Origin of the sequence: Chitinophaga fulva, from assembly GCF_012927205.1 — a bacterium.
Classification (GTDB): domain Bacteria; phylum Bacteroidota; class Bacteroidia; order Chitinophagales; family Chitinophagaceae; genus Chitinophaga; species Chitinophaga fulva.
The window spans coordinates 570,449-592,438 of sequence record NZ_JABBGC010000004.1; the positions used below are offsets into that span (position 1 = coordinate 570,449).

The window sequence follows — 21,990 nt, forward strand, 5'->3', positions numbered from 1 at the left end:
ACAATGGTACCTGCGATACTGATATACCTGCTCAAAGCCAATGTGGCGCTTACCTTGTTTTTTCTGGCCTACTGGCTGGGACTGAGACGACTGACCTTTTATACGCTTAATCGTGTATTCCTCTTGTCCGGCATTGTTTGTTCTTCCCTGTTTCCACTGGTATCTGTGAACACGTTTGTAGAGCGGCATGAAACCATTGCCGGCGGCATCGCTTACCTGCCGGACCTTAGCGCATTAACAGCGCCGGCTGAACAGTTTTCGGTGTGGACGTTGCTCGTGTACCTCTTCTGGACAGGTGTAGCGGTGATGACTATACGGCTCGCGGTACAACTCTTTTCCCTGTGGAAAATACACCGGCGCTCCAGTCCGGCCACTGTAGATGGTGTACCGGTAAGGGCTGTAAAGCAACAGGTGAACCCGTTTTCCTTCTTCCGTCATATCTACATCAATCCTGCGCTGCATCAGCCGGAGGAAAGACAGGGGATTCTCTGTCACGAAAAAGTGCATGTACAACAATGGCACAGCGCTGATGTAGTGTTAGGGGAACTAAACAATATCTTCTACTGGTTTAATCCGGGTGCATGGCTCATGAAAACTGCCATCAGGGAAAACCTGGAATTCATTACCGACCGCTATCTGTTAATACAGGGCGTGGATAAAAAAGCTTATCAATACAGTCTGATAAAAGTCAGTGGGATCCCATATGCGACGGCCATCGCAAACAATTTCAATTTCTCACATTTAAAAAACAGGATCATTATGATGAACAGGAAACAATCATCTACCATCCAGCTGGGTCGCTATGTGGCGCTGGGCGTGTTGGTGGGAGGCATGGTATTATCGCTCAACTACAGCAGGGCTTCCGCAAGCCCGCAGCAAGAGCCGAAACCGGCCACTGGTCAGCCTGCTGCTGCCGCAGCACCTCAGCATGTGGCCCTGATGAAAACTGATTCAGGAATTGCGGTTACAATAGCCCCGGATGCCATGTCCGACAAACCCACGGCTACGCCTGCCGCCAAAAACACAGCTCCTAAAGCCAACAACAATCCTGCTCCTGCTCCGCAACCCAATGCCGCTCCCGCTCCTGTTCCCGCACCACAGGCAGGATCAGTCTTTACTTTAAGAAATGGCACGGGGCCCGAACCTATTTATCTATTGAACGACAGGCTGATCACCCGGGCGGAAATGGGCAACATCATTCCGAACGACATCGAATCTGTTAGCGTATTCAAAGGCAACGGCATTAGTGAAGAAATGATTGCCGAGTATGGTGAAGATGCCCGGAATGGTATTATTGCCATCTATACCAAATCCTGGTTGGCAGCTTCCAATAAAAAACGTTTGGGCCCAACTACAACCCAGGTAGCCACCGTCGGTAAAACCGGTACTGTCACTGCTGGTCAGGGCCAGGTTGTAGGTGTGCGTAATACCACTACAGGCGCCGTTTTTGTTGCTACCAGCGGCTATACCAGCGGTTCAGGTACTACTTCCAGCTCCGTTTCTGCGAGCAGTACAAATGCAGGCAACAGCACCGCCCAATCTGGGACAGTCGTACTAGTCGGCAAGATAGCTGGCCAGCCGGTAAATACTGGCACAGCTGAAAAGGCTGGTGCTGTCGGCAAAAACGAGGAAATCATCGTAATCGGCAAAGGTACAGCTGAGAAAAAAAGTACTACACACGAAGAATAAAGCAGTCAAAGTGCCGATAAATGAGAAGTAGAGGCAACACTGTTTATGTTAGCAAAAAGCCACGGTTCGCCACCGTGGCATTTTTGTTTAAAGACAACTTTCTCCGGGCCTCAACGTTATATTAAAGCACCCGGATAAATTGTTGTGTATGTTACAGAAAGGCAATAAAGCACCCGATTTTACCCTCGTGGCGTCTCCGGACAAAATGATAACGCTTTCAGACCTCCGGGGAAAAAATGTAATATTGGCATTCTATCCCGCGGACTGGAGTCCGGTGTGCAGCGATCAGATGGCCTTGTATAACGAAACACTTCGTTTTTTCGAGCGGCATAACGCTGTACTGTTAGGCATTTCAGTAGACGGGAAATGGTGTCATAAGGCTTTTGCAAAAGACAGGAACCTGCATTTTGACCTGCTGGCCGATTTTGAACCGAAAGGAGCTGTCTCCCGGCAATATGGTGTTTATAAAGATGGTGTTAGCCAGCGCGCGCTTTTTGTCATTGATGATCAAGGGATGATACAATGGAGTTATCTGTCGCCCATCAGCGAAAATCCAGGCGCTGATGGTATTCTGCAGGCATTGGAAACAATGGCGAAAACGGTCTGATACCCCATCGTAATTCGTAACTCGTAATTCTCCTTTATGCTTACACCTCCCATTACCAGCCGTGACCACGTCACCGGTAACCAGCAAGGCTCCACGGAGATTGTGGAGTATGGCGACTTTCAGTGCCCCTATTGTGGAGAAGCTTTTGGGGTGGTCCGCGATATGTTGCAGGCACTCAGTAATATAAAGTTCGTCTTCCGCCATTTTCCGCTGGCGGAATCACACGAGTATGCCATGGATGCCGCACTGGCGGCAGAAGCAGCCGCCCGGCAACAACAGTTCTGGCAGATGCATGATGCCCTCTACCTGCACCAGCAGGAACTTTCTGACGCGCTGTTTCCCGAACTGGCGAAACAATTGCAGCTCAACCTGGAGCAGTTTAAGGAAGACATGCAGGACAACCTGCTCGTCAGCAAAGTGGAAGCTGATTTTGAAAGCGGTATCCGTAGCGGCGTGAATGGTACCCCCACCTTTTTTATCAACGGAAAGAGATTTAACGGTGATTACCGCAACCTACTGTCGGCCGTTCGCCACTGACTTCACACAACGAAAGCCAAGATTGGCCAGGCCTGACTCCGGCGTAGTTTTCATTCTGGCAGATACCCGGTAGCCCCGGCAATATTCATCGCTGCACATATAGGAGCCTCCACGGATCACATGTTTTTGCTGCCCCGGATCTTCGGGGTCATAGCCCTTGGCTGGTCCGGCAGGATTGGCCGCACCTTTTTCCACCTGCGCGTAATAGTTGGCATCATACAGGTCCGCTACCCATTCCCACACATTGCCTGCCATATCGTATAGCTGATAACCATTAGGCTTATACGATTTCACCGGTGCAGTACCCGAAAAACCGTCAGTGGTAGTTTTATCATAAGGGAAATGACCATTCCAGGTGTTGGCTTTCGGTTGACCGGCAGTGAGCGCTTCGCTGCCCCAGGGGTATACCTGGTTGGAAAGGCCGCCTCTGGCAGCATATTCCCATTCTGCTTCCGTAGGCAGGCGTTTGCCGGCCCACTGAGCGTAAGCCCGGGCATCGAGCCAGGATATCTGTGTAACGGGATGATCTTCCCTGCCTTTGATATCGCTGTGAGGTCCTTCCGGGTGCTGCCAGTTGGCGCCGGCAACAAAACTCCACCATTGTGATACGTCGTTCAGCGGTACCTGGTGGTCCGGTGGTGTAAACACCAACGCTCCGGCTGCCAGCATGCTGCTGTCCGGTTCCGGTGAGCCCGGCGGCAGACTGGCGATCAGCTCTTCTTTGGAGATAGGCTTCTCAGCGATAGTCACATAACCGGTGGCGGCCACAAACGTGGCAAACTCCCGGTTGGTCACCTCATGTTCGTCCATCCAGAAACTGTCTACTTTCACGGTATGTTTGGGATACTCGTCAGGCATACCGGTGCTGTCATCTGCACCCATACTGAAACTGCCACCGGGTATCAATACCATGCGGTTTAATGTATCCGGCCCGCTGGCAACAGCCACTACAGCATCTTTCTGAACGGGTGCTTTGCTGCCGCCTCCGCAGGCAGTCAGCGCTGCTGTCATAATACTGAGATATATCAAATGCCTGGTCATCTGCACAAAATAAGAAAAGTTTTTTCTCACAAAGGAATAATGTGAGCAAGGGTTTCCCACGGAAAAGCAGTTAACAATAAAATAATGATTTTTTTACGTAAACTATTGTAAACTGCACCCTGATCTGGTGCAGCCCGACTGCACTTTTATTCAGCTAATATGCAACAATCGGCCATCCCTTTCACCCGGAAGGATTTCGGGGATGATTTTCTGTGGGGCGTTACCATCTCTGCGTTTCAGAATGAAGGCGCACACGACATCGACGGAAAAGGGGCTTCCATCTGGGATACCTTCTCCCGCCGCAAAGGAAAAATCCGCGATAAAACACATGCACAGGTGGCGTGCGATTTCTATAACCGTTATACACAGGATATCCTGCTGGCAAAAATGCTGGGCTTCAATGTGTTCCGCTTCTCCCTGTCATGGGCCAGGATTATTCCGGGCGGTACCGGCGCTGTTAATCAGGCGGGTATCGATTTTTACCACCGGGTGATAGATGCCTGTCTGGAACTGGGACTGGAGCCATACGTGACCTTATATCACTGGGACCTGCCACAGGCACTGGAAAACAAGGGGGGATGGTGCCACCGCGGGGTGGTGTTTGCCTTTGAAAACTATGTACGTGTATGCACACGTGCTTTTGGCAACAAAGTGAAAAACTGGATCATCCTGAACGAACCTTTCGGCTTCACAGCATTGGGATATATGCTGGGCGTGCATGCGCCGGGAAAGATAGGCCTGTCCTGGTTCCTGCCGGCAGTGCATCACGCGGTGATGGCACAGGCGGAAGGTGGCCGCGTGGTACGCGAGGAAGTGGCGGGCGCCAATATTGGCACCGCGCTGTCCTGTTCCCAGGTCATCCCGTTTACCAACAATGAAAAAGATCTGCAGGCTGCCCGTAAAGCGGACGCACTTTTTAATCGCATGTTCCTGGAACCTGCGCTGGGCATGGGCTATCCGGTAGATGATTTCCCGCTGCTGAAACGTATCGGCAGAAGGTATGCCCTGTGGCGTGACTGGGACAAGCTGGCTTTTGACTTCGATTTTATCGGGGTACAGAATTATTTCCCGCTGGTGGTAAAATACAATGCTTTTATGCCGGTGGTCAACATATCAGAAGTGAAGCCCCGCGCCCGCAACGTGCCTACCACTGCGCTGGGTTGGGAGATCAACGGCAACGGCCTGTACGAAGTGCTCAAACAGTTTTCCACCTATGAAGGCGTGAAGAAACTGATCGTCACGGAAGGCGGCGCCGCCTTCCCCGATTTACGCGCGGAAGACGGGGCCATTCATGATACGGACCGTGTCCAATATTTTACCGAATACCTCGAAGGGGTACTCAAAGCCAGAAGGGAAGGCATCCCGGTAGATGGATATTTCGCCTGGACACTCACCGACAACTTTGAATGGGCGGAAGGATACCGCGCCCGCTTCGGATTAGTGCACACCAACTTTGAAACGCAGCAGCGTACCATTAAAGACTCCGGCTACTGGTTCAGGCAATTGTTACATCCGGATGTCTGATTATTGGTTCAACCGCTTCAGGAACCAGATATCGCGCAAACTGAAGTTAAATACCGCATTCACATAAGTCTCCTTGATCAACCCGTTGCTGGTGCTGCCCCGCTGTCCGGCTTCAATCCCTATATAGTAACGTAACTGCCCCGTTTTGCTGGGAAGCGAAGCACCCAGTGTGCCGGCTACATCGCGTATAACAGTATTCTTGATCACGAGCGGGGACTGGTTGTAGCTGAAGCCTGCCTGGAGTATCAGTCCTTCTATCGGACGGTTGTAGTACTGCCGGCTCATGGCGTATTCTACGCCGGTGGAAAACCGTTGCCCGTCCCGGTAGTAATAGTTCAGCCCTTTGTCATTGAGGTTATTCCACTGCTGATGGCGGTAGTCTGCCACCCAGGTGATGGTGCCGTTGGTGAGGGAGAGGCCGCCGCCGAATTCGGCGGGCAGCGTGAAGGAGCCGGGGGCCAGTTGTTCGGTGTAATAAGGAATATTGTCCTGATTAACGATGTTGAGTTTCTGTTGCAGTTTCATGTGGGTCTCAAAGCGGTAGGTGGCGCCGAGGCCCAGTTGCCAGTCTTTGGACACTTTGGTCACATACTGTGCGCCCGCGGTGAAGTTGGGCTTAAAGGTGTACTGGTTGTGTTGTGTGGCCAATGAGTCGGTACCCACCGTTTGACTGATATTGATAGGACCGAACAGGAAGCCGGTGGACACTCCGATGGAGAAATGTTTGTTGAGCTGAAACCCATTGGAGATATAAGCCCTGTTTAATCCGCCTGTCCCGGTGGTGGTGGCTGTTACAGGATTGCCGGTACCGGTAATGAACTGGTTGTTGAGCAGTTTGTAATCTACGGTGCTGAAAGGCGTGATGCCGGCGCCGATGCCCCACCAGCGGGCAGCTTTGAAGCCGAGGGCCAGTCGTTTGAAATTGAGGTCGCTGGCCGTCTGTGATACCTTGTCACCGGAATAATTGAGATACTGTGCTTTCAGGGAGGCATCGAACATAAAGTTCTGTGTCGGCAGCGCGCTATAGGAGGCCGGATTCAGCTCGTTCAGGTAGCCGCCGTTGCGCCGGCCTATGCCGGTGCTGCCGAGGCCAAAATTGCGGCTGTAATCCCTTTCTTCGAGGTCGCCGATGCCATAGGCGGAATAAATGGAGTTGAGGCCGTGTTGTGCGGTGGCTGCGCCGGCGAGAAGCAGCAGCGCGGTCACACAGGTATATATTTTTTTGCGCATAGTCATGTCCGTTATTTATACAGCAGGTAATAGACCTGTACCTTGATTTTCTTTTTGGGTGCCTGCTGGTCGTTGATCACCAGTCTGTCGAAACTGTTTCTGCCGGCGCCTCCGGGCGTTGTAAGAAACAGGCCTCGTGCGCCGTTGTTATCGGCGGTGAGCTGTGTATTGCAGTAGTTGGTGATATCGTAGGAATAGTAGGTGTTTTCGTTATACAGGTTGTCTACCGTGAGATTGCCATAAGCGATGGTGTCGGTCACGGCATTGGTTTTGTCAACCTGGCACAGGGCCAGATGGGTCGGTATCTGGCTGCTGCCGTTGAAAGTGCCGGCGGCCGGATATACGGTGAGTATCACTTTCATGATTTTGAAAAACTGTCCCAGCTGTTGCATGTTTTTGAGATAGGGGAGATCGATGCGGGTCCCTACGCCGGTAAGTGATTGCGTGAAAGACATATTGCCGGTGGCGGACGAAGGGAGCTCTTTTACCGGCACCTGCAGTTTTTCCAGGGGGGTGCCGGAACGGTTGGCGGTGACCTGGTTGAATTGCAGCTCGCTGGCGTTCATCTTAAAATCGACATACTTCACAGTCGTTACGATCTCATTGACATGATAATACAGGCGCATGGTCAGCGAAGTGTCCTGGGCCAGGAAGGCCATCAGGGCGGTACTTCCGGGGCCGGGCACTATTTTCAGCCCGCGGAAGAAATCCAGGAAGTTAGGCCCCGCTGTGATATCGGGGCTTTTGTCGCGCAACATGGTAAACAACTGGTTGCCCAGCACATTCGACAAGGGGATGCTGACGCTCTTGTCTGTTTTGGGCCGGATAACGCCGGAGAATGTGCCCAGCGGCGTGTTTTCTGTGGCGAAGTTGCTGTTGTTGTATAGGCTGTAGAAGGTTTTGGCGAACTGGATGGTCTGTGTTACCCGGTATACCTGCAGGCTTTGCGGCTGCAGGGAATCGCCGGCGATATAACCGGAGGGGCGCAGGATGAGCCGCAGGGAATCGAAACCGGAACCGTTGACCGGTATATCTGTTCCGCCAGGTTGTATCACCTGGAAGTAAGAACCGGCGGTAACGGCCCCGAGGTAGGGGTCTGACTTGGTGCCTACCAGTAACAGGCCGGAACCGGAGGTGGGCACGGAATCATACAGGATGGTCTTCATGGCCACCGAAAGCGTATCGGTAAGAATATAATCGGTTTGTTGGTTGTCCACCACATTATCATACGAGAAACCTGTCTTCTGGCAGGCGGTTATCCCCGTCAGCAATAACAGTAACAGCGCATTTCTTATGCTGCTTTGCTGCTTTGCGCATTCGCGTGAAACAAAGTGTCTGATGTTTCTTTGCATTCTTTTTATTCCTCTGCGTGAAAAAAAATCGTTGTTCATGGTGCGCAATTTTAGACAGGATCGATACTTGCCGTTGCTGTAATATGCCAATGGGCATTATTCATCGATGAATCCATTATTCTGTTCTTTGTGCCGTCAAAAGCGCCTGTATCGCGGCTAAACGCAAAAGATTACTGCTGGCAGATGAAAAAGCGGTATCTGTCAGTTAAAAAGCGGAGAATGTCTATTTCCTGTTTGCCGGAATGCTCTCACGGATAATTTTGGCAACAGTAAAACGAACATGCGAATGCGTTATTTAAAAGGTTACAGTTTATTATTGGTCGCTTCCCTGGTGGCCTGTTCGAAGGACTCCTCCACGACTACTAAAGTCGGCAACTGGATCAAGCGTTCTGAGTTTGAAGGGGTGGCCAGAAGTGCTGCCGCTTCCTTTGTCATAGATAACAAGGCTTATGTGGGCACCGGTTACGATGGTACCAACAGGCTGCAGGATTTCTGGATGTTTGATGTAGACCTGAACCAATGGACACAGAAAGCACCCTTCCCGGGCGTAGGCCGCAGCGGCGCTGTAGGCATGGCCATGGCCGGCAAAGGATACGTCGGTACCGGATATGATGGCCTCAACAAGCTCAACGATTTTTATCAGTATGATCCTGCTGCCAATACCTGGAGCCGCAAGGCTGACTTCGGTGGTAGTGCACGGTATGGCGCAGTGGCATTTGCACTGAATGATAAAGGGTATATAGCTACCGGGTATGACGGCAACTGGCTGAAAGACAACTGGCGCTATGATCCCGGTGCCAATGCATGGACACAGGTACAGAGCCTCACCAGCGGCAAACGGCAGGATGGCAATGCCTTTGTGATCAACAACAAGGCTTATGTGTGCATGGGTACGGCCAATGGCAGCTACGTAAGTGATTTTTATGCATTCGACGGTGCTTCCGAAACATGGTCTACGTTACGCTCTATCGATAACGTGACAGACCAGAGCTTCGATGATAACTACAACTTCAAAGGCAGCGGCGCCGCGTCTTTCGCGATGCGCGGCCTTGGATATATCGTGTCCGGTACTAAAACAGGTCTCTCTTCTGCTGTGTGGGAGTACAATCCGGGTACGGACCTGTGGGTGCAGAAAACAGATTTTGAAGGCGCTGCCCGCAACGGGGCAACCGGCTTCACGGTGAAAGACAGAGGCTTTGTAGTGCTGGGCACAAGTTCCAGCCAACCGTTCGATAATATGTTTGAGTTTGATCCTACAGCCGCATATAACCAGTATGACTAAACGAAAATTATCCTGGCTCATTCCGGTGGTATTGTTACTGCTGTTGGCAGGGTACCGGTATTATCGGGATTCCTCACAGCAGGCTGCCGATATGGTGCAGCTGACGGTTGTGCCTTTTGAAACAGGCGGTGGCTGGGGATATAAGGTGATGGTGGATAACCGCTCCTATATCTACCAGGATGTAATTCCCGGGATTGCCGGCAACAGGCCCTTCCGGTCAAAGGATGATGCAGCAAGGGTAGGGCAGGCAGTAGTGGAGAAGTTGATGGCGCATCAGCGGCCAACGATGACGTTAACGGAATTATTAAAGATGCAAGTAGCTGGCGTGCAATAAGAATGTTGTCTGTTCAGGGTTGTAGTCCCGCCTGGTCTTAAACAATTAGGACCGGGTGGGATTCCCTATTGGTACACTTTTTAAGGCCATTTTAATACTGATTTAATTTTAACAATCCCTTATACCAGGATTAACAAACTTTAACACAAGCTATACCGGATACGGTTGTATGTTTATCGCATCAATTACAATGATGCTCCATTTCAAACGTATATTAAAGAATCGTCCGGTCGTCGTATCCCTGCACATCCTGGCATGGGTGTGTTTTTTATTCTTTCCTTTTTTTATTTACCGCATTCAGATTCTGCATAAGACCTTTTTCATCAAGGAGCTGATTGACAACCTTTTTCTGATCGCTATTTTTTATCTGAATATCTATGTGCTGATACCGCGTTATTTCAACCGGCAGAAGATTGTGAAGTATCTCTGTACGGTGATTGTATTGGTGGTGTTTATCACCATACAGCAGGCAGCGCTGGATTTTTATTTTTTCCGGAATTATTTGGGCAGTCCCCGTCCTGCAATGATGGCCATGCGCCTGGATAAAGCAAGATTGGCGAATGATGTAACAACAAGGGCCTTTCCTCCGTTTAACCATCGGTATGAGATGAGAGAAGAGGAAGGAGTGCAGGTAGCAGCCACCAGCATCGCTACACCACTGGGCAATAGAAGGCCGCACATCACCGTGATGGCCAAACCGGTGATGTCTACTATGCCGCTGCCGCCACCACGATGGTTCCGGATAGTGGAAGGCAAAGTTTCTTTTTGGGATTATCTGTTGTTCCCGGAAGTGCTCCGCCGCTCTGGCTTTTTTGCCCTGTTGATGTTGTTTATGAGCGGGTTCATTAAAATTGCTGTAGAGTGGTTTGAAAGTGAAAAACAACGGGAAGCGTTGAAAGTAGAAAAACTGAATGCAGAACTGAAATTTCTGAAGTCACAAATCAATCCGCATTTTCTTTTTAATTGTCTGAATACGATTTATTCACTGGCACACAAACAATCCGGTCAAACGGAACATGCGATCCTGAAGTTGTCGACCATCATGCGGTATATGATTTACGAATCCAATGAAAACAAAGTACAGCTGGAACACGAACTGAAGTACCTACAAGACTACATTGACATACAGCGGTTGCGGTTGCCGCAGGACATTGACATCCAATATGCGTTAAAAGGCAGTGCGTCAGGTTTCCTGATAGAACCCATGCTGCTGGTGCCCTTTGTGGAGAATGCCTTTAAGCACGGTATCAGCTATGCGGAAGAATCCTTTATCAACATCGATATCACTATTGCAGAAAATATGATCAGATTAATTGTCAGAAACAGCCTCTTTAAAGAGCGGGTATCCGAAAGAGGCGGTATCGGATTACAGAACGTACAGAAAAGACTGGACATGCTCTACCATGGAGACCATGACATCACTATCACGGAAACAGATAACCAGTTCATTGTTGATCTTAAAATAGTATTGAAAAAATGATAAAGTGTATCGCTGTGGATGACGAGCCGCTGGCCCTGGAAATCCTGGAAGACTACATCCGCAAAGTGCCCTTCCTTCAGCTGGCCGGCAAGTTTGAAAATGCTGCCAATGCCCTGCGCTTTATTCAGGAAGAACCGGTGGACCTGGTTTTTCTGGATATCAAGATGCCGGATATTACCGGCATACAGTTCCTGAAGTCCCTTAAATATCCGCCCATGGTAATTTTCACCACCGCTTATGGCGAGTATGCGCTGGATGGCTTTAACCTCGATGTGGTGGACTATCTCCTGAAACCCGTGCCATTTGAACGTTTTCTGAAAGCCGCCGCCAAAGCCAGCGAAGCGATTACCGCCACTCAGCAAAAGACCGCCCCGTTCGATACGGCCACTTTTGCCAATGACTACATCTTTATCAAAACGGAATACAAAATCATCAAGATCAATCTTGAAGACATTCTTTTCATTGAAGCACTCAAAGACTATACGAAAATCTATACTCCCAACCTGCCTGTGCTCACGCTGCGCAGCCTGAAATCATTCGAAACCCGCCTGCCGGCCGATAAATTTATCCGCGTGCACCGCTCTTACCTGGTGTCACTCAATAAAATCAATTCGGTGGAGAAAAATACCGTGATGATCGCTAACCAGTCCATTCCTATCAGTGATGGTTACCGCGACCGGTTTTATGATCTGATCAACAGGAACTCGTGACCATTTAGATATTTGGATATTTACTGGTGTTATTTGAACATTCGGGAGATGTTTTGATATTTAATATAATTTATATATTATTTATCCTTATTTAAATAAGGAAGATAACTATTTAATTATGTAATCTATATCCGAGTAATTCAATAGATAAATAGCTAAATATCAAAATATTCAAATGAATCTATTCAAATTTTTCGGAACTTTGATGGCACCATTACAAAAAGCCTTAATCAAAAACCACCAACATTGGAAAGAATTTATTTTGATAATGCAGCCACCACCTCGCTTGACCCGGTGGTATTAGATGCCATGCTGCCCTATATGACGGAAAAGTTCGGAAATCCTTCGTCTATCTATTCCTACGGAAGAGAAACCAGGCTGGGTATAGAAAATGCACGCAAATCAGTAGCTAAGATCCTGAACGCGCATCCGGGAGAAATATTTTTCACTTCCGGTGGAACTGAAAGCAGCAACACGGCCATCAATGCTGCGATAAACGATCTGGGATGTAAACACATCATCTCTTCCCCGATAGAGCACCATGCTACACTGCATACCGTGGAGTACCTGCATCACCATCGTGGTATCGGACTGTCTTTTGTCAACATATTGCCATCCGGCCATATCGACATGAACCATCTCCGGGAACTGCTGCAAAATGCTGGTGGTAAATGCCTGGTGACGCTGATGCACGCCAACAACGAAATCGGCAACCTGCTCGATATGCAGGCCGTAGGCACGCTCTGTAAGGAATTTGATGCCATCTTCCATTCCGATACGGTTCAAACCGTAGGGCACTATCCATTTGACCTGCGCAATACACCGGTCCATTTCATTACCGGTGCAGGACACAAATTCCATGGCCCTAAAGGCGTAGGTATCCTGTACATCAATGAGAACGTGAAAATCAGTCCGTTCATCCAGGGTGGCAGCCAGGAACGCAACATGCGCGCCGGTACCGAAAACCTCTACGGTATCATCGGATTTGCCAAAGCACTGGAACTGGCCACCGAACACTATGCTGAACACAGTGCGTATATCAACGACCTGCGTCAGTACATGGCGTCTGAACTGGAGAAAAACATTCCGGGCGTAACGTTCAACGGTGACCTGAAAGGCCGCAGCCTCTACACCGTGTTGAACGTGTCTTTCCCGAAATCCGAGAAGAGCGAAATGATCCTGTTCAACCTGGATATCAACGGTATCTGCGCCTCCGGCGGCAGTGCCTGTACATCCGGCGCCAACGCAGGTTCTCACGTGATCCGCGCTATCAACAGCAATCCTAACCAGATCGCAGTGCGTTTCTCCTTCTCCAAAAACAATACAAGAACAGAGATAGACAAAGTGATCGCTAAACTGAAGGAATTAATTTAGAGATTTTTTGATTTACGATTTTTTGATTTCGCGGATAAAAAAGCGAAAAAATGATAAAAAGAAGACCGAAGCAGGTAAAATCCGCTTCGGTCTTCTTTTTATTAGTCTACGAAATCAAAAAATCGTAAATCAAAAAATTTCTACATAAATTCCTTGATGTCCTGCATGATCCTTTTGGCGATGTTATCAGCCGTGGTCTCATTCTGGCTCTCCGCATAAATACGGATAATCGGTTCTGTATTGGAGGTGCGCAGGTGTACCCAGTCCTTATCGAATTCGATCTTCAGGCCATCTTCCGTGTTTAACGGTTGATTTTTGTATTTACCTTTGATTTTTTCGAAGATGGTTTTTACATCTACTCCTTTGTCCAGCTCGATTTTATTTTTGGAGATGAAATAATCAGGGTAGCTGTTACGCAGCGCTTTGATGCTTTTTTTGCTGTTGGCAAGATGGGTTAGGAAAAGACCGATACCGATGAGCGCATCGCGGCCGTAGTGCAGGTCCGGTACAATGATGCCGCCATTGCCTTCGCCGCCGATGACAGCGTTGGTTTCTTTCATTTTTCTTACCACGTTCACTTCGCCTACGGCAGAAGGCGTGTACTGGCCACCGTTTTTCAGCGTCACGTCTTTTAACGCCTGTGTGGAGGACATGTTGGAAACAGTATTGCCGGGGCGTTTGCTGAGCACATAGTCAGCCACGGCCACCAGCGTATATTCTTCGCCGAACATGCTGCCGTCTTCACAAACGAAGCAGAGGCGGTCTACGTCCGGATCTACAGCGATGCCCAGATCAGCATTGGATTTATTCACTTCGTTGGACAACGCGGTCAGGTTTTCCGCCAGCGGTTCCGGATTGTGGGCGAATTTGCCGGTCACTTCCGGGAACAGCACTTCCACTTCGTTTACGCCCAATGCTTTCAGCAACGGCGGTACGAACAGTGCGCCGGTAGAGTTAACCGCGTCTACCACTACTTTGAAATTACGCTCCCTGATAGCAGCCACATCCACCAAAGGATAGTTTACTATAAGGTCTACATGTTTCTGCAGGTAAGAATCATCCTGTGTGTAGGAACCCAGTTTGTTCACATCCACAAAGGTGAAGTCTTCACGTTCTGCAATGTCGAGCAGTGTTGCGCCGTCTTCGCCGGAAATGAACTCCCCTTCTGCGTTCAGCAGTTTCAGGGCATTCCATTCTTTTGGATTATGGCTGGCAGTAAGGATGATACCACCGGCAGCATTTTCCATTTTAACAGCAATTTCTACTGTCGGCGTAGTAGACAAGCCGAGATCAACTACATCGATTCCGAGGCCGTTGAGCGTGGATACTACCAGGTTTTTCACCATTTCGCCGGAAATACGGCCATCACGGCCTATTACCACTTTGCGGTTGTCGGTCTGGCGGGAGAGCCAGGTACCGTAAGCTGCGGTGAATTTTACCACATCCAGAGGAGAGAGTCCTTCACCAGGCTTACCGCCTATGGTTCCGCGAATACCGGATATTGATTTGATCAGTGCCACGAGATTCAATTTTTTAAGGAAGGCAAATATAAAAAAAACCGTTCCAGATTTCCTAATTATGAAAAGATGAGCAGTCTTGCCGACAGATCGACCATTTTCCCCATTCAGTTTTCATTATATTTGCAGCTACGCTTTTAAAAAAACAGCTATACGTTGCATGCAATACTCATGGAAGAATATACCCCGGTATATTCGTTATGTGCTTGTTCAAACACTCTATCTCTTCCTGTTGATGGTGTTGTTCAGGCTCATCTTTTACCTGTTCTTCTTTAAAACCACCATTACCAGCAGCAGTGCTATAGCCAAAGCGTGGTACCTGGGGACCAAGTTCGACCTCCGCCTGGCGCTTATGCTGGTGGTCCCGGTGGCGTTGACCGCTGTCATTGCCCGTAATGGCTTCTTTACGTCGAAGATGATACGTAAAGGCGTGGCCATTTACCTCTTCATCGTCTTTACCGCCCTTACGTTATTATATATCCTCGATCTGGGACATTACGACTACCTCGGTATGCGGCTGGACCCTTCCATCATGCGCTTCCTCGCCAAAGGGGAGCGGGCAGACAATGCCCGGATGGTATGGCAAAGTTACCCGGTAGTACGCGGCTCCCTCGGCCTGTTTCTTTTCCTGTTCCTCGTTTTCCGCCTGCAGCAGCGCACCTGGAACCGTTTTGCGGCCCAGCCGCCGGTATATTTGCGTAACTGGCCTTTCACCGGTTATGTAACGGCGCTCACCGTCCTCATCGCTGCCGGCATCTATGGCAACTTCGCCTATTTCCCGCTGCGCTGGAGCCAGGCCATGTTCACCCGCGACAACGGCGTCACCAGCCTGGGGCTCAACCCCATCCTGTATTTCGCCTCCAATTTCTCCGTAGAGGGAGATACCTACGATATTAACGCTACCCGGAAATATTATCCGTATATCGCCAACTATCTCAAAGTCGATAAGGCCGATGCGGAGAAACTGGAATATGTACGCACCCTTCCCGGAGATTCCACCAAACCAAAGCTCAATGTAGTGCTGGTAATGCTGGAGTCCACCGGCGCCGCGCCTACCAGCATGTACGGCAATCCCATGCAGGCCACGCCTAACATGCAACGGCTGGCCGACAGCGGTGCCCTCTTCAAAAACTTCTACGTGCCGGCCATCAGCACGGCCAAAACTGTTTTCGGCGTCACCACCGGCCTGCCGGACATCACCGCCGTGAAAACAGCCAGCCGCCATCCTAAAATGCTGGACCAGCGTATTGTCATGGACCAGTTCAAAGGCTACGAAAAACTGTACCTCCTCGGTGGCAACACCAACTGGGCCAATATCCGTGCAGTATTCACCAACAACGTGGACGGTATCAGCATCCATGAGGAAGGCATGTACAAGTCCGCCAAAGCCGACGTATGGGGCATCTCCGACTATGACCTGATCACAGAGGCCAGTGAGATCTTCAAAGCCAGCAACGACCAGAAGAAACCGTTTGTGGCTTTCCTGCAGCTGGCAGACAACCATCCGCCGTATACCACCACCAGCGGGGCCGGGGACTTTAAAAAACTGACTGAGAAAGATATCGATATGGAGAAATTCAAAAAATCCGGCTTCGTATCACTCGATCAGTTCAACGCCTTGCGGTATGAAGATTATAACGTAGGCCACCTCATTGATGTGGCCCGTAAAGATGGTTACCTCAACAATACCGTCTTCATGTTCTTCGGTGATCATAACTGTATTCTCAATCCGTACTCTTTTATGCCGATACCGGAATATGAACTGGGTACCGGTGGTGTGCACGTAACCGCATTCATGTACAGTCCCGGGCATGTGGCGCCTCAGGTGGTCAATACTCCCGGCAGCCTGCTGGACGTGTATCCTACCATGGCCAGCCTGGTAGGTCTTCCGTATAAAAACTATACGCTGGGCATGAACCTGTTCGACAGTACCCGGGTGAACGACAAATACGCATTCATCACCTATCTGCGCAATCAGCAGCCTTATTACAGTGTAATAGGCGATCAGTACCTGTACGAAATCAATATGGCCACCCATGCCACGGCTTTGTACGACCTGAAAGGCGACCCGCAGCAGAATATACAGGCTCAACAGCCAGAGACGGCAAAAAATCTGGATAATTTAACACGAGGCTTCTACGAAAGCACGCGATATTTGATGTTTAATAACAAAAAGTAATATTTGCCTGTTGGCATGATTGCATCATTATGGATATAGATATAGACAAAAGCTGGTTTAAAGATTGGTTTAATTCTCCCTACTACCACCTGCTCTACAACAACCGCGACGAGCAGGAGGCAGCTGCATTTATTGACAAACTGCTGGCATACCTGCAGCCACCGGTGCTTGCGTCCATGCTGGACGTGGCCTGTGGAAGGGGGCGCCATGCCAAATACCTGGCAGACAAGGGATATGACGTAACCGGCATCGATCTCTCCATAGAAAGCATCAACATCGCCAAAAAACTGGAAAATGAGCACCTGAGCTTTTTTCAGCATGATATGCGCCTGCCTTTCCGCGTCAACTATTTTGATGTGGTGTTTAATTTCTTCACCAGCTTCGGCTATTTTGAATCACAGCGCGACAATGACAATGCGCTGCGTACATTGGCCAATGCGCTCAGGCCCGGTGGAAAACTGGTGCTCGACTATCTCAACAGCCCTTATGTGGAACAACACCTGGTGTACGATGAGGTGAAAGAAAAAGATAACGTGGTGTTTGACATCCAGCGGGAAGTGAAAAATCATAAATTCCTCAAAAAAATCAATATTCTCGATAAAACCCTCATGAGAAGGGCCACTTTTGCGGAGAGCGTCAACGCTTTCTCCCGCGCGGATTTTGAGCAGATGTTCGCCAAACAGGGCCTTGTGATCACTGAAATATTCGGGGACTATCATTTTAACAGCTATGATGAGCAGCGTTCGCCGCGTATGGTCCTCATCGCTCAAAAACCTTAGCCATGCTTGAAAGTATCCTGAAACAGGACCTGCGCCTATTTTTACATATTAACGCGCAATGGCACAATGCTGTACTGGATGTGATCCTGCCTTTTGTGCGGGAGCCATATGTATGGGCGCCGCTGTACCTGTTCCTGGCATTGTTCGTCACCATAAACTACGGCTGGAGAGGCTTTTTCTGGATCGTCTTTTTCCTGCTGGTGTTTGGACTGGCAGATCAGAGCAGTTTGTACATTAAAGAGACTTTTGGCCGTCTCAGGCCCTGCCGCGACCCTATCGTGTCGCACTATGCACGGGTATTGGTGGTGTATTGCCCTATGAGCGGCAGTTTTACCTCTAATCACGCCGCGAACCATTTTGCGTTGGCGACGTTTTGTTTCTTAACTTTAAAATCAGCTTTGGGCCGGTACGCCCTGTTATTTTTCCTGTGGGCGGCTGTTATCGGCTACGCACAGATATATGTAGGGGTACACTATCCGCTGGACGTGCTTGGCGGTGCCGTACTGGGTGGCCTGATCGGGCTGCTGAGCGGAAGTTTTTTCCAGCGCCGCATTAGACTGGAGCCTGAACAAACATCATGAACTGGACATATCTGATACTTATACTGTTGGCTACGCTCGCCGGTGGGATTATTCCCATGACGATCAGGCGTATCAATGCTAATTTTACCATTTACCTGCTGGCTTTCACCGGCGCTTTCCTGTTTGGGGTGACGATCATGCACCTGCTGCCGGAAGTGTACCATGAATTGGGCCATAGCGCAGGTATCTACGTTGTACTGGGCTTTTTCCTGCAGGTATTTCTGCAACAGCTGTCGCACGGCATGGAGCATGGCCACACCCATTTACCGGGTGAAAACCATCATCATATTGCCGTAACGCCGCTACTGCTGGGATTGTCCATACACGCATTCATGGAAGGTATTCCGCTGGGATTCAAGTATGAAGACCAGTCTGCTTTGCCTTCGCTGATGATGGGGGTGGCCGCCCATAAGGTGCCCGAAGCGCTGACGCTGATCACAGTGATGATCCATGCCCATAAATCCAGGGCACAACTCTGGCAGATACTGATGGCTTTTGCCGTGGTAACGCCGGTGGCAGCCATACTGGCCTGGTGGATGGGCAACCGCTTTGATATTGTATCGCATTATTTATTATACGTGGTGGCGTTGGTAATAGGCGCATTCCTGCACATTTCCACGACCATTTTTTATGAAAGTGGTACCAAACATCACGAATTAAGCAGCAAAAAAGTACTGGCCATCGCAACGGGGCTGGTGCTTGCATTTCTTACGTTGATATTTGAATAATTTTTTATTTTTAGACTTTAAATCATGGAAGTCGTCGTCATTATCCTCATCCTTATTTTAGTTAACGGCATTTTCGCAATGTCGGAGACGGCGTTGGTCTCGGCCCGCAAGAGCCGACTGGAACAACAAGCCAATAAAGGGGATGAAAAAGCAAAGGCCGCATTGAAGCTGGCCAACAATCCGGACACATTTCTTTCTACCGTTCAAATCGGTCTCACACTTATTGGTATCCTCATCGGTATGTATTCCGGAGGTACCATCAGGAACGAGGTAATGGCCTGGCTCAACCAGTATCCTACGGTAGCCGCCTACAGCAACGTCCTTTCCACCGTTATCGTCGTAATAGTCATTACTTACTTTTTACTGGTACTGGGAGAACTGGTGCCTAAAAGACTGGGCGCCGCCCGTCCCGAAGGTATCGCCAAAAGAATGGCCAGCCCTATGCAGGTCGTTTCCTGGCTTACCTTTCCTTTTATCTGGTTGTTGACCTCCACCACCAATGTGTTGGTAAAAATATTTAACCTGCATCCGGAAGGATCGCAGGTGACAGAAGAAGAAATCAAGGCGATCATCAGCGAAGGCACTACTTCCGGGGCTATTGAAGAAACAGAGCAGGAAATCATTGAAAGGGTATTTCACCTGGGAGATCGTAACATCACCTCCCTGATGACCTACCGTAATGACATCACCTGGCTGGATATCAATGAAACACCGGCTGCCTATCAGCAGAAGATCCACGAGAGCCTGCACAACGTATACCCCGTATGCGAAGGGCAGATAGACAGTATCAAAGGCATTGTGTCCATCAAGGACCTGTACGCGGTGACGGGCAAGTCCACGCCGCTGGCACAGATTGTCCGGAAGCCATTGTTTGTGCCGGAAAACAATACCGCTTACCAGGTACTGGAAAAGTTTAAGGAAACACACGTGCACGCCGCTTTCATTGTGGATGAATATGGCACGTTTCTGGGTATGATCACGCTCAACGATATTCTCGAAGCCATCGTGGGAGACATGCCGGAAACAGAAGAGGTGGACGATTATGAGATGGTGCGGCGTGATGACGGCTCCTGGCTGGTGGACGCCCAGATACCATTTTACGATTTTCTGGCCGAATTTGATAAGGAAGACTGGATGACCGAATTTGAGCAGGACTTTGACACATTAGCCGGATTTATCCTGCATCACCTGGAACATATTCCCAAAACAGGGGAGAAGTTCCTGTGGCGCGGGTTTGAATTTGAAATTGTGGATATGGACGCTCACCGTATAGATAAGGTACTGGTGACACCGCCTGTGCAAACTGAAGAAGAGTAAAACCTACCATCCCCCAAAGCAAGTACTTGCCGCATGCGTACTTACCCGTAATTCGTGAATGTCCGGGTGGATTTATTTGATTAAATCCATCTTTGTACTATTTTTGAGCACTTTTTCACATAAATAAATAAATAATATAATATAAAATGGTTGTATTAGGAAGTAAGTCGCTGACCCTCGATGAGGTGTACAGAGTGCTTTACGCCGGCGAAGAGCTGAGCCTGGACGCAGCGGCATTACAGCAGGTGGAAGCCAGCTTTTTGTTTCTGCAGAAATTTTCTGCCAAAAAGCTGATCTATGGTATCAACACCGGTTTTGGACCAATGGCCCAATATCGTATCAGCGACAGTGATACTTTTCAGCTGCAATATAACCTGATCCGCAGCCACAGCACCGGCGCGGGCAAACCGCTTTCTCCTGTGATCACCAAAGCCCTGATGATAGCGCGGTTGAGCAGCTTTATGCAGGCACATTCCGGTATTCACCCGGAAGTGACCATCCTGCTGAAAGACCTGATCAACAAAAACGTATATCCCTGTGTGTTTGAGCACGGCGGCGTGGGCGCCAGTGGCGACCTCGTACAGCTGGCCCATCTGGCGCTGGTACTGATCGGTGAAGGAGAAGTATGGTATGAAGATAAAATGCAACCTACGGCGGAAGTCTTTGCCCGCCTGGGATTAAAACCAATAGGCATTCACGTGCGTGAAGGACTGGCCATCATCAACGGTACCTCCGCGATGACAGGCGCTGGCCTCGTTAACCTGATACAGGCCAGGCAGCTGCTGGGATGGGCCGTAACCCTCTCCGCCATGATCAACGAAATTGTGGAAGCATTCGACGATCACCTGTCAGCCGAGCTGAATGCGGTGAAAATGCACGTTGGCCAGAACACCGTGGCCGCTAAAATGCGCGAAGTGCTCCAGGGCAGCAGCATGGTACGCCACCGTCCGGACCACCTCTACAAAGAACTGGAAGAAGAGATCTTTAAAGATAAAGTACAGGAATACTATTCCCTGCGTTGCGTGCCCCAGATCCTGGGCCCCGTATATGATACCCTCATACAGGCAGAGAAAGTAGTGATACATGAGCTCAATTCCGTGAGCGATAACCCGGTAGTGGACCACGAACTGGAAAACGTGTTCCATGGCGGCAACTTCCACGGCGATTATATCTCATTGGAGATGGACAAGCTGAAAATTGCCACCACCCGTTTATCGATGCTGGCAGAGCGGCAGCTCAATTACCTGCTGAACGAAAAGCTGAACCACAAGTTCCCGCCGTTTATGAACCTCGGTAAACTGGGCTTCAACTTTGGCATGCAGGGCGCACAGTTTACCGCCACCTCCACCGTAGCGGAAAACCAAACGCTGTCTTTCCCGATGTATGTGCACAGCATTCCGAATAACAACGATAACCAGGACATTGTGAGCATGGGCTGTAACTCAGCGCTGATGGCCAATAAAGTGATCGCCAACACATTCGAGGTGCTGGCCATTCACACGCTGACCATCATGCAGGCGGTAGATTACCTGCAATGCCAGGACAGGCTGGCTGGTTTCTCCCGTAAGGTATACCAGGAAGTGAGGGCAATTTATCCTAAATTTATTGAGGACAGCCCGATGTATAAGAACCTCGGCAAGATTAAGGAGTACCTGTTGTGTAATGAGCCGGTAAAAATGTTCTGATTTCCCGGTAACAGCGGGAAGTAAATACGGTGAGCCCGTAATTC

General features: G+C 49.6%; 19 protein-coding genes. 15 read left to right on the forward strand and 4 right to left on the reverse strand.

From position 1 onward, the window contains the following. Nucleotides 1-3 precede the first annotated feature (3 nt). From HHL17_RS30740 to HHL17_RS30750, 3 genes are all read left to right on the forward strand, one after another. Nucleotides 4-1,689: a M56 family metallopeptidase gene (locus HHL17_RS30740; RefSeq protein WP_169228641.1), complete on the forward strand. Its 1,686-nt coding sequence runs from the start codon at nt 4-6 to the stop codon at nt 1,687-1,689. Between the two features lie 148 nt (nt 1,690-1,837). After that, the gene (locus HHL17_RS30745) at nt 1,838-2,296 is read left to right on the forward strand and encodes a peroxiredoxin (protein WP_169228642.1); all 459 of its coding nucleotides are present in this window, start codon (nt 1,838-1,840) and stop codon (nt 2,294-2,296) included. Between the two features lie 36 nt (nt 2,297-2,332). Next, complete coding sequence (locus HHL17_RS30750) at nt 2,333-2,833, forward strand: DsbA family protein (RefSeq protein ID WP_169228643.1); 501 nt, start codon at nt 2,333-2,335, stop codon at nt 2,831-2,833. Here the strand turns inward: HHL17_RS30750 and HHL17_RS30755 are convergent. Continuing rightward, nucleotides 2,810-3,844, reverse strand: coding sequence for a formylglycine-generating enzyme family protein (locus HHL17_RS30755; RefSeq protein WP_240976006.1), 1,035 nt, complete (start codon nt 3,842-3,844; stop codon nt 2,810-2,812). The genes HHL17_RS30750 and HHL17_RS30755 overlap by 24 nt on opposite strands. A gap of 189 nt (nt 3,845-4,033) precedes the next feature. On the opposite strand from HHL17_RS30755, the gene HHL17_RS30760 reads away from it, so the two are divergent. Next, nucleotides 4,034-5,398 carry a GH1 family beta-glucosidase gene (locus tag HHL17_RS30760; RefSeq protein WP_169228644.1) on the forward strand — a complete coding sequence of 455 codons (1,365 nt, stop codon included), beginning with the start codon at nt 4,034-4,036 and terminating at the stop codon, nt 5,396-5,398. On the opposite strand, the gene HHL17_RS30765 is transcribed toward HHL17_RS30760, so the two are convergent. Next, entirely contained in the window at nt 5,399-6,628 is a 1,230-nt protein-coding gene (locus tag HHL17_RS30765) for an OmpP1/FadL family transporter (protein WP_169228645.1), read from the reverse strand. Nucleotides 6,629-6,639: 11 nt separating this feature from the next. After that, complete coding sequence (locus tag HHL17_RS30770) at nt 6,640-8,019, reverse strand: DUF4270 family protein (protein WP_169228646.1); 1,380 nt, start codon at nt 8,017-8,019, stop codon at nt 6,640-6,642. 247 nt (nt 8,020-8,266) lie between these two features. Between HHL17_RS30770 and HHL17_RS30775 the strand changes: the two genes are divergently transcribed. The 5 genes from HHL17_RS30775 to HHL17_RS30795 all read left to right on the forward strand — a co-directional run bounded on the left by HHL17_RS30775 (nt 8,267) and on the right by HHL17_RS30795 (nt 13,160). Next, nucleotides 8,267-9,262: a Kelch repeat-containing protein gene (locus tag HHL17_RS30775; protein ID WP_206156229.1), complete on the forward strand. Its 996-nt coding sequence runs from the start codon at nt 8,267-8,269 to the stop codon at nt 9,260-9,262. Then, nucleotides 9,255-9,596 (forward strand): DUF4907 domain-containing protein, encoded by a 342-nt coding sequence (locus HHL17_RS30780; protein WP_169228648.1) that lies wholly within the window; start codon nt 9,255-9,257, stop codon nt 9,594-9,596. The genes HHL17_RS30775 and HHL17_RS30780 overlap by 8 nt, the downstream gene beginning before the upstream one ends. A gap of 169 nt (nt 9,597-9,765) precedes the next feature. Continuing rightward, nucleotides 9,766-11,076 carry a sensor histidine kinase gene (locus tag HHL17_RS30785; RefSeq protein WP_169228649.1) on the forward strand — a complete coding sequence of 437 codons (1,311 nt, stop codon included), beginning with the start codon at nt 9,766-9,768 and terminating at the stop codon, nt 11,074-11,076. After that, nucleotides 11,073-11,786, forward strand: coding sequence for a LytR/AlgR family response regulator transcription factor (locus HHL17_RS30790; protein ID WP_169228650.1), 714 nt, complete (start codon nt 11,073-11,075; stop codon nt 11,784-11,786). The genes HHL17_RS30785 and HHL17_RS30790 overlap by 4 nt, the downstream gene beginning before the upstream one ends. Before the next feature lie 246 nt (nt 11,787-12,032). Next, nucleotides 12,033-13,160 carry a cysteine desulfurase family protein gene (locus HHL17_RS30795; protein ID WP_169228651.1) on the forward strand — a complete coding sequence of 376 codons (1,128 nt, stop codon included), beginning with the start codon at nt 12,033-12,035 and terminating at the stop codon, nt 13,158-13,160. 140 nt (nt 13,161-13,300) lie between these two features. Here HHL17_RS30795 and glmM read toward each other — a convergent pair whose 3' ends face one another. Continuing rightward, complete coding sequence (gene glmM / locus HHL17_RS30800; protein WP_169228652.1) at nt 13,301-14,680, reverse strand: phosphoglucosamine mutase; 1,380 nt, start codon at nt 14,678-14,680, stop codon at nt 13,301-13,303. Nucleotides 14,681-14,837: 157 nt separating this feature from the next. On the opposite strand from glmM, the gene HHL17_RS30805 reads away from it, so the two are divergent. The 6 genes from HHL17_RS30805 (at nt 14,838) to HHL17_RS30830 (ending at nt 21,946) form a co-directional block, all read left to right on the forward strand. Beyond that, nucleotides 14,838-16,856 (forward strand): LTA synthase family protein, encoded by a 2,019-nt coding sequence (locus HHL17_RS30805; RefSeq protein WP_169228653.1) that lies wholly within the window; start codon nt 14,838-14,840, stop codon nt 16,854-16,856. Between the two features lie 29 nt (nt 16,857-16,885). Next, nucleotides 16,886-17,635 (forward strand): class I SAM-dependent methyltransferase, encoded by a 750-nt coding sequence (locus HHL17_RS30810; protein WP_169228654.1) that lies wholly within the window; start codon nt 16,886-16,888, stop codon nt 17,633-17,635. Nucleotides 17,636-17,637: 2 nt separating this feature from the next. Continuing rightward, nucleotides 17,638-18,216, forward strand: coding sequence for a phosphatase PAP2 family protein (locus HHL17_RS30815; protein ID WP_169228655.1), 579 nt, complete (start codon nt 17,638-17,640; stop codon nt 18,214-18,216). After that, nucleotides 18,213-18,944, forward strand: a complete 732-nt coding sequence (locus tag HHL17_RS30820) for a ZIP family metal transporter (RefSeq protein WP_169228656.1) — start codon at nt 18,213-18,215, stop codon at nt 18,942-18,944. Before HHL17_RS30815 ends, HHL17_RS30820 begins: the two co-directional genes overlap by 4 nt. A gap of 24 nt (nt 18,945-18,968) precedes the next feature. Next, nucleotides 18,969-20,261 carry a hemolysin family protein gene (locus HHL17_RS30825; protein WP_169228657.1) on the forward strand — a complete coding sequence of 431 codons (1,293 nt, stop codon included), beginning with the start codon at nt 18,969-18,971 and terminating at the stop codon, nt 20,259-20,261. Nucleotides 20,262-20,407: 146 nt separating this feature from the next. Next, nucleotides 20,408-21,946, forward strand: coding sequence for an HAL/PAL/TAL family ammonia-lyase (locus HHL17_RS30830; protein ID WP_169228658.1), 1,539 nt, complete (start codon nt 20,408-20,410; stop codon nt 21,944-21,946). Nucleotides 21,947-21,990 lie beyond the last annotated feature (44 nt).

What these genes read in the sequence shown, in the direction of transcription:
- HHL17_RS30740 (WP_169228641.1), top strand. Translation starts at nt 4, where the DNA reads ATGGTACCTGCGATACTGATATACCTGCTCAAAGCCAATGTGGCGCTT.
- HHL17_RS30745 (WP_169228642.1), top strand. Translation starts at nt 1,838, where the DNA reads ATGTTACAGAAAGGCAATAAAGCACCCGATTTTACCCTCGTGGCGTCT.
- HHL17_RS30750 (WP_169228643.1), top strand. Translation starts at nt 2,333, where the DNA reads ATGCTTACACCTCCCATTACCAGCCGTGACCACGTCACCGGTAACCAG.
- HHL17_RS30755 (WP_240976006.1), bottom strand. Translation starts at nt 3,844, where the DNA reads ATGACAGCAGCGCTGACTGCCTGCGGAGGCGGCAGCAAAGCACCCGTT.
- HHL17_RS30760 (WP_169228644.1), top strand. Translation starts at nt 4,034, where the DNA reads ATGCAACAATCGGCCATCCCTTTCACCCGGAAGGATTTCGGGGATGAT.
- HHL17_RS30765 (WP_169228645.1), bottom strand. Translation starts at nt 6,628, where the DNA reads ATGCGCAAAAAAATATATACCTGTGTGACCGCGCTGCTGCTTCTCGCC.
- HHL17_RS30770 (WP_169228646.1), bottom strand. Translation starts at nt 8,019, where the DNA reads ATGAACAACGATTTTTTTTCACGCAGAGGAATAAAAAGAATGCAAAGA.
- HHL17_RS30775 (WP_206156229.1), top strand. Translation starts at nt 8,267, where the DNA reads ATGCGTTATTTAAAAGGTTACAGTTTATTATTGGTCGCTTCCCTGGTG.
- HHL17_RS30780 (WP_169228648.1), top strand. Translation starts at nt 9,255, where the DNA reads ATGACTAAACGAAAATTATCCTGGCTCATTCCGGTGGTATTGTTACTG.
- HHL17_RS30785 (WP_169228649.1), top strand. Translation starts at nt 9,766, where the DNA reads ATGTTTATCGCATCAATTACAATGATGCTCCATTTCAAACGTATATTA.
- HHL17_RS30790 (WP_169228650.1), top strand. Translation starts at nt 11,073, where the DNA reads ATGATAAAGTGTATCGCTGTGGATGACGAGCCGCTGGCCCTGGAAATC.
- HHL17_RS30805 (WP_169228653.1), top strand. Translation starts at nt 14,838, where the DNA reads ATGCAATACTCATGGAAGAATATACCCCGGTATATTCGTTATGTGCTT.
- HHL17_RS30810 (WP_169228654.1), top strand. Translation starts at nt 16,886, where the DNA reads ATGGATATAGATATAGACAAAAGCTGGTTTAAAGATTGGTTTAATTCT.
- HHL17_RS30815 (WP_169228655.1), top strand. Translation starts at nt 17,638, where the DNA reads ATGCTTGAAAGTATCCTGAAACAGGACCTGCGCCTATTTTTACATATT.
- HHL17_RS30820 (WP_169228656.1), top strand. Translation starts at nt 18,213, where the DNA reads ATGAACTGGACATATCTGATACTTATACTGTTGGCTACGCTCGCCGGT.
- HHL17_RS30825 (WP_169228657.1), top strand. Translation starts at nt 18,969, where the DNA reads ATGGAAGTCGTCGTCATTATCCTCATCCTTATTTTAGTTAACGGCATT.
- HHL17_RS30830 (WP_169228658.1), top strand. Translation starts at nt 20,408, where the DNA reads ATGGTTGTATTAGGAAGTAAGTCGCTGACCCTCGATGAGGTGTACAGA.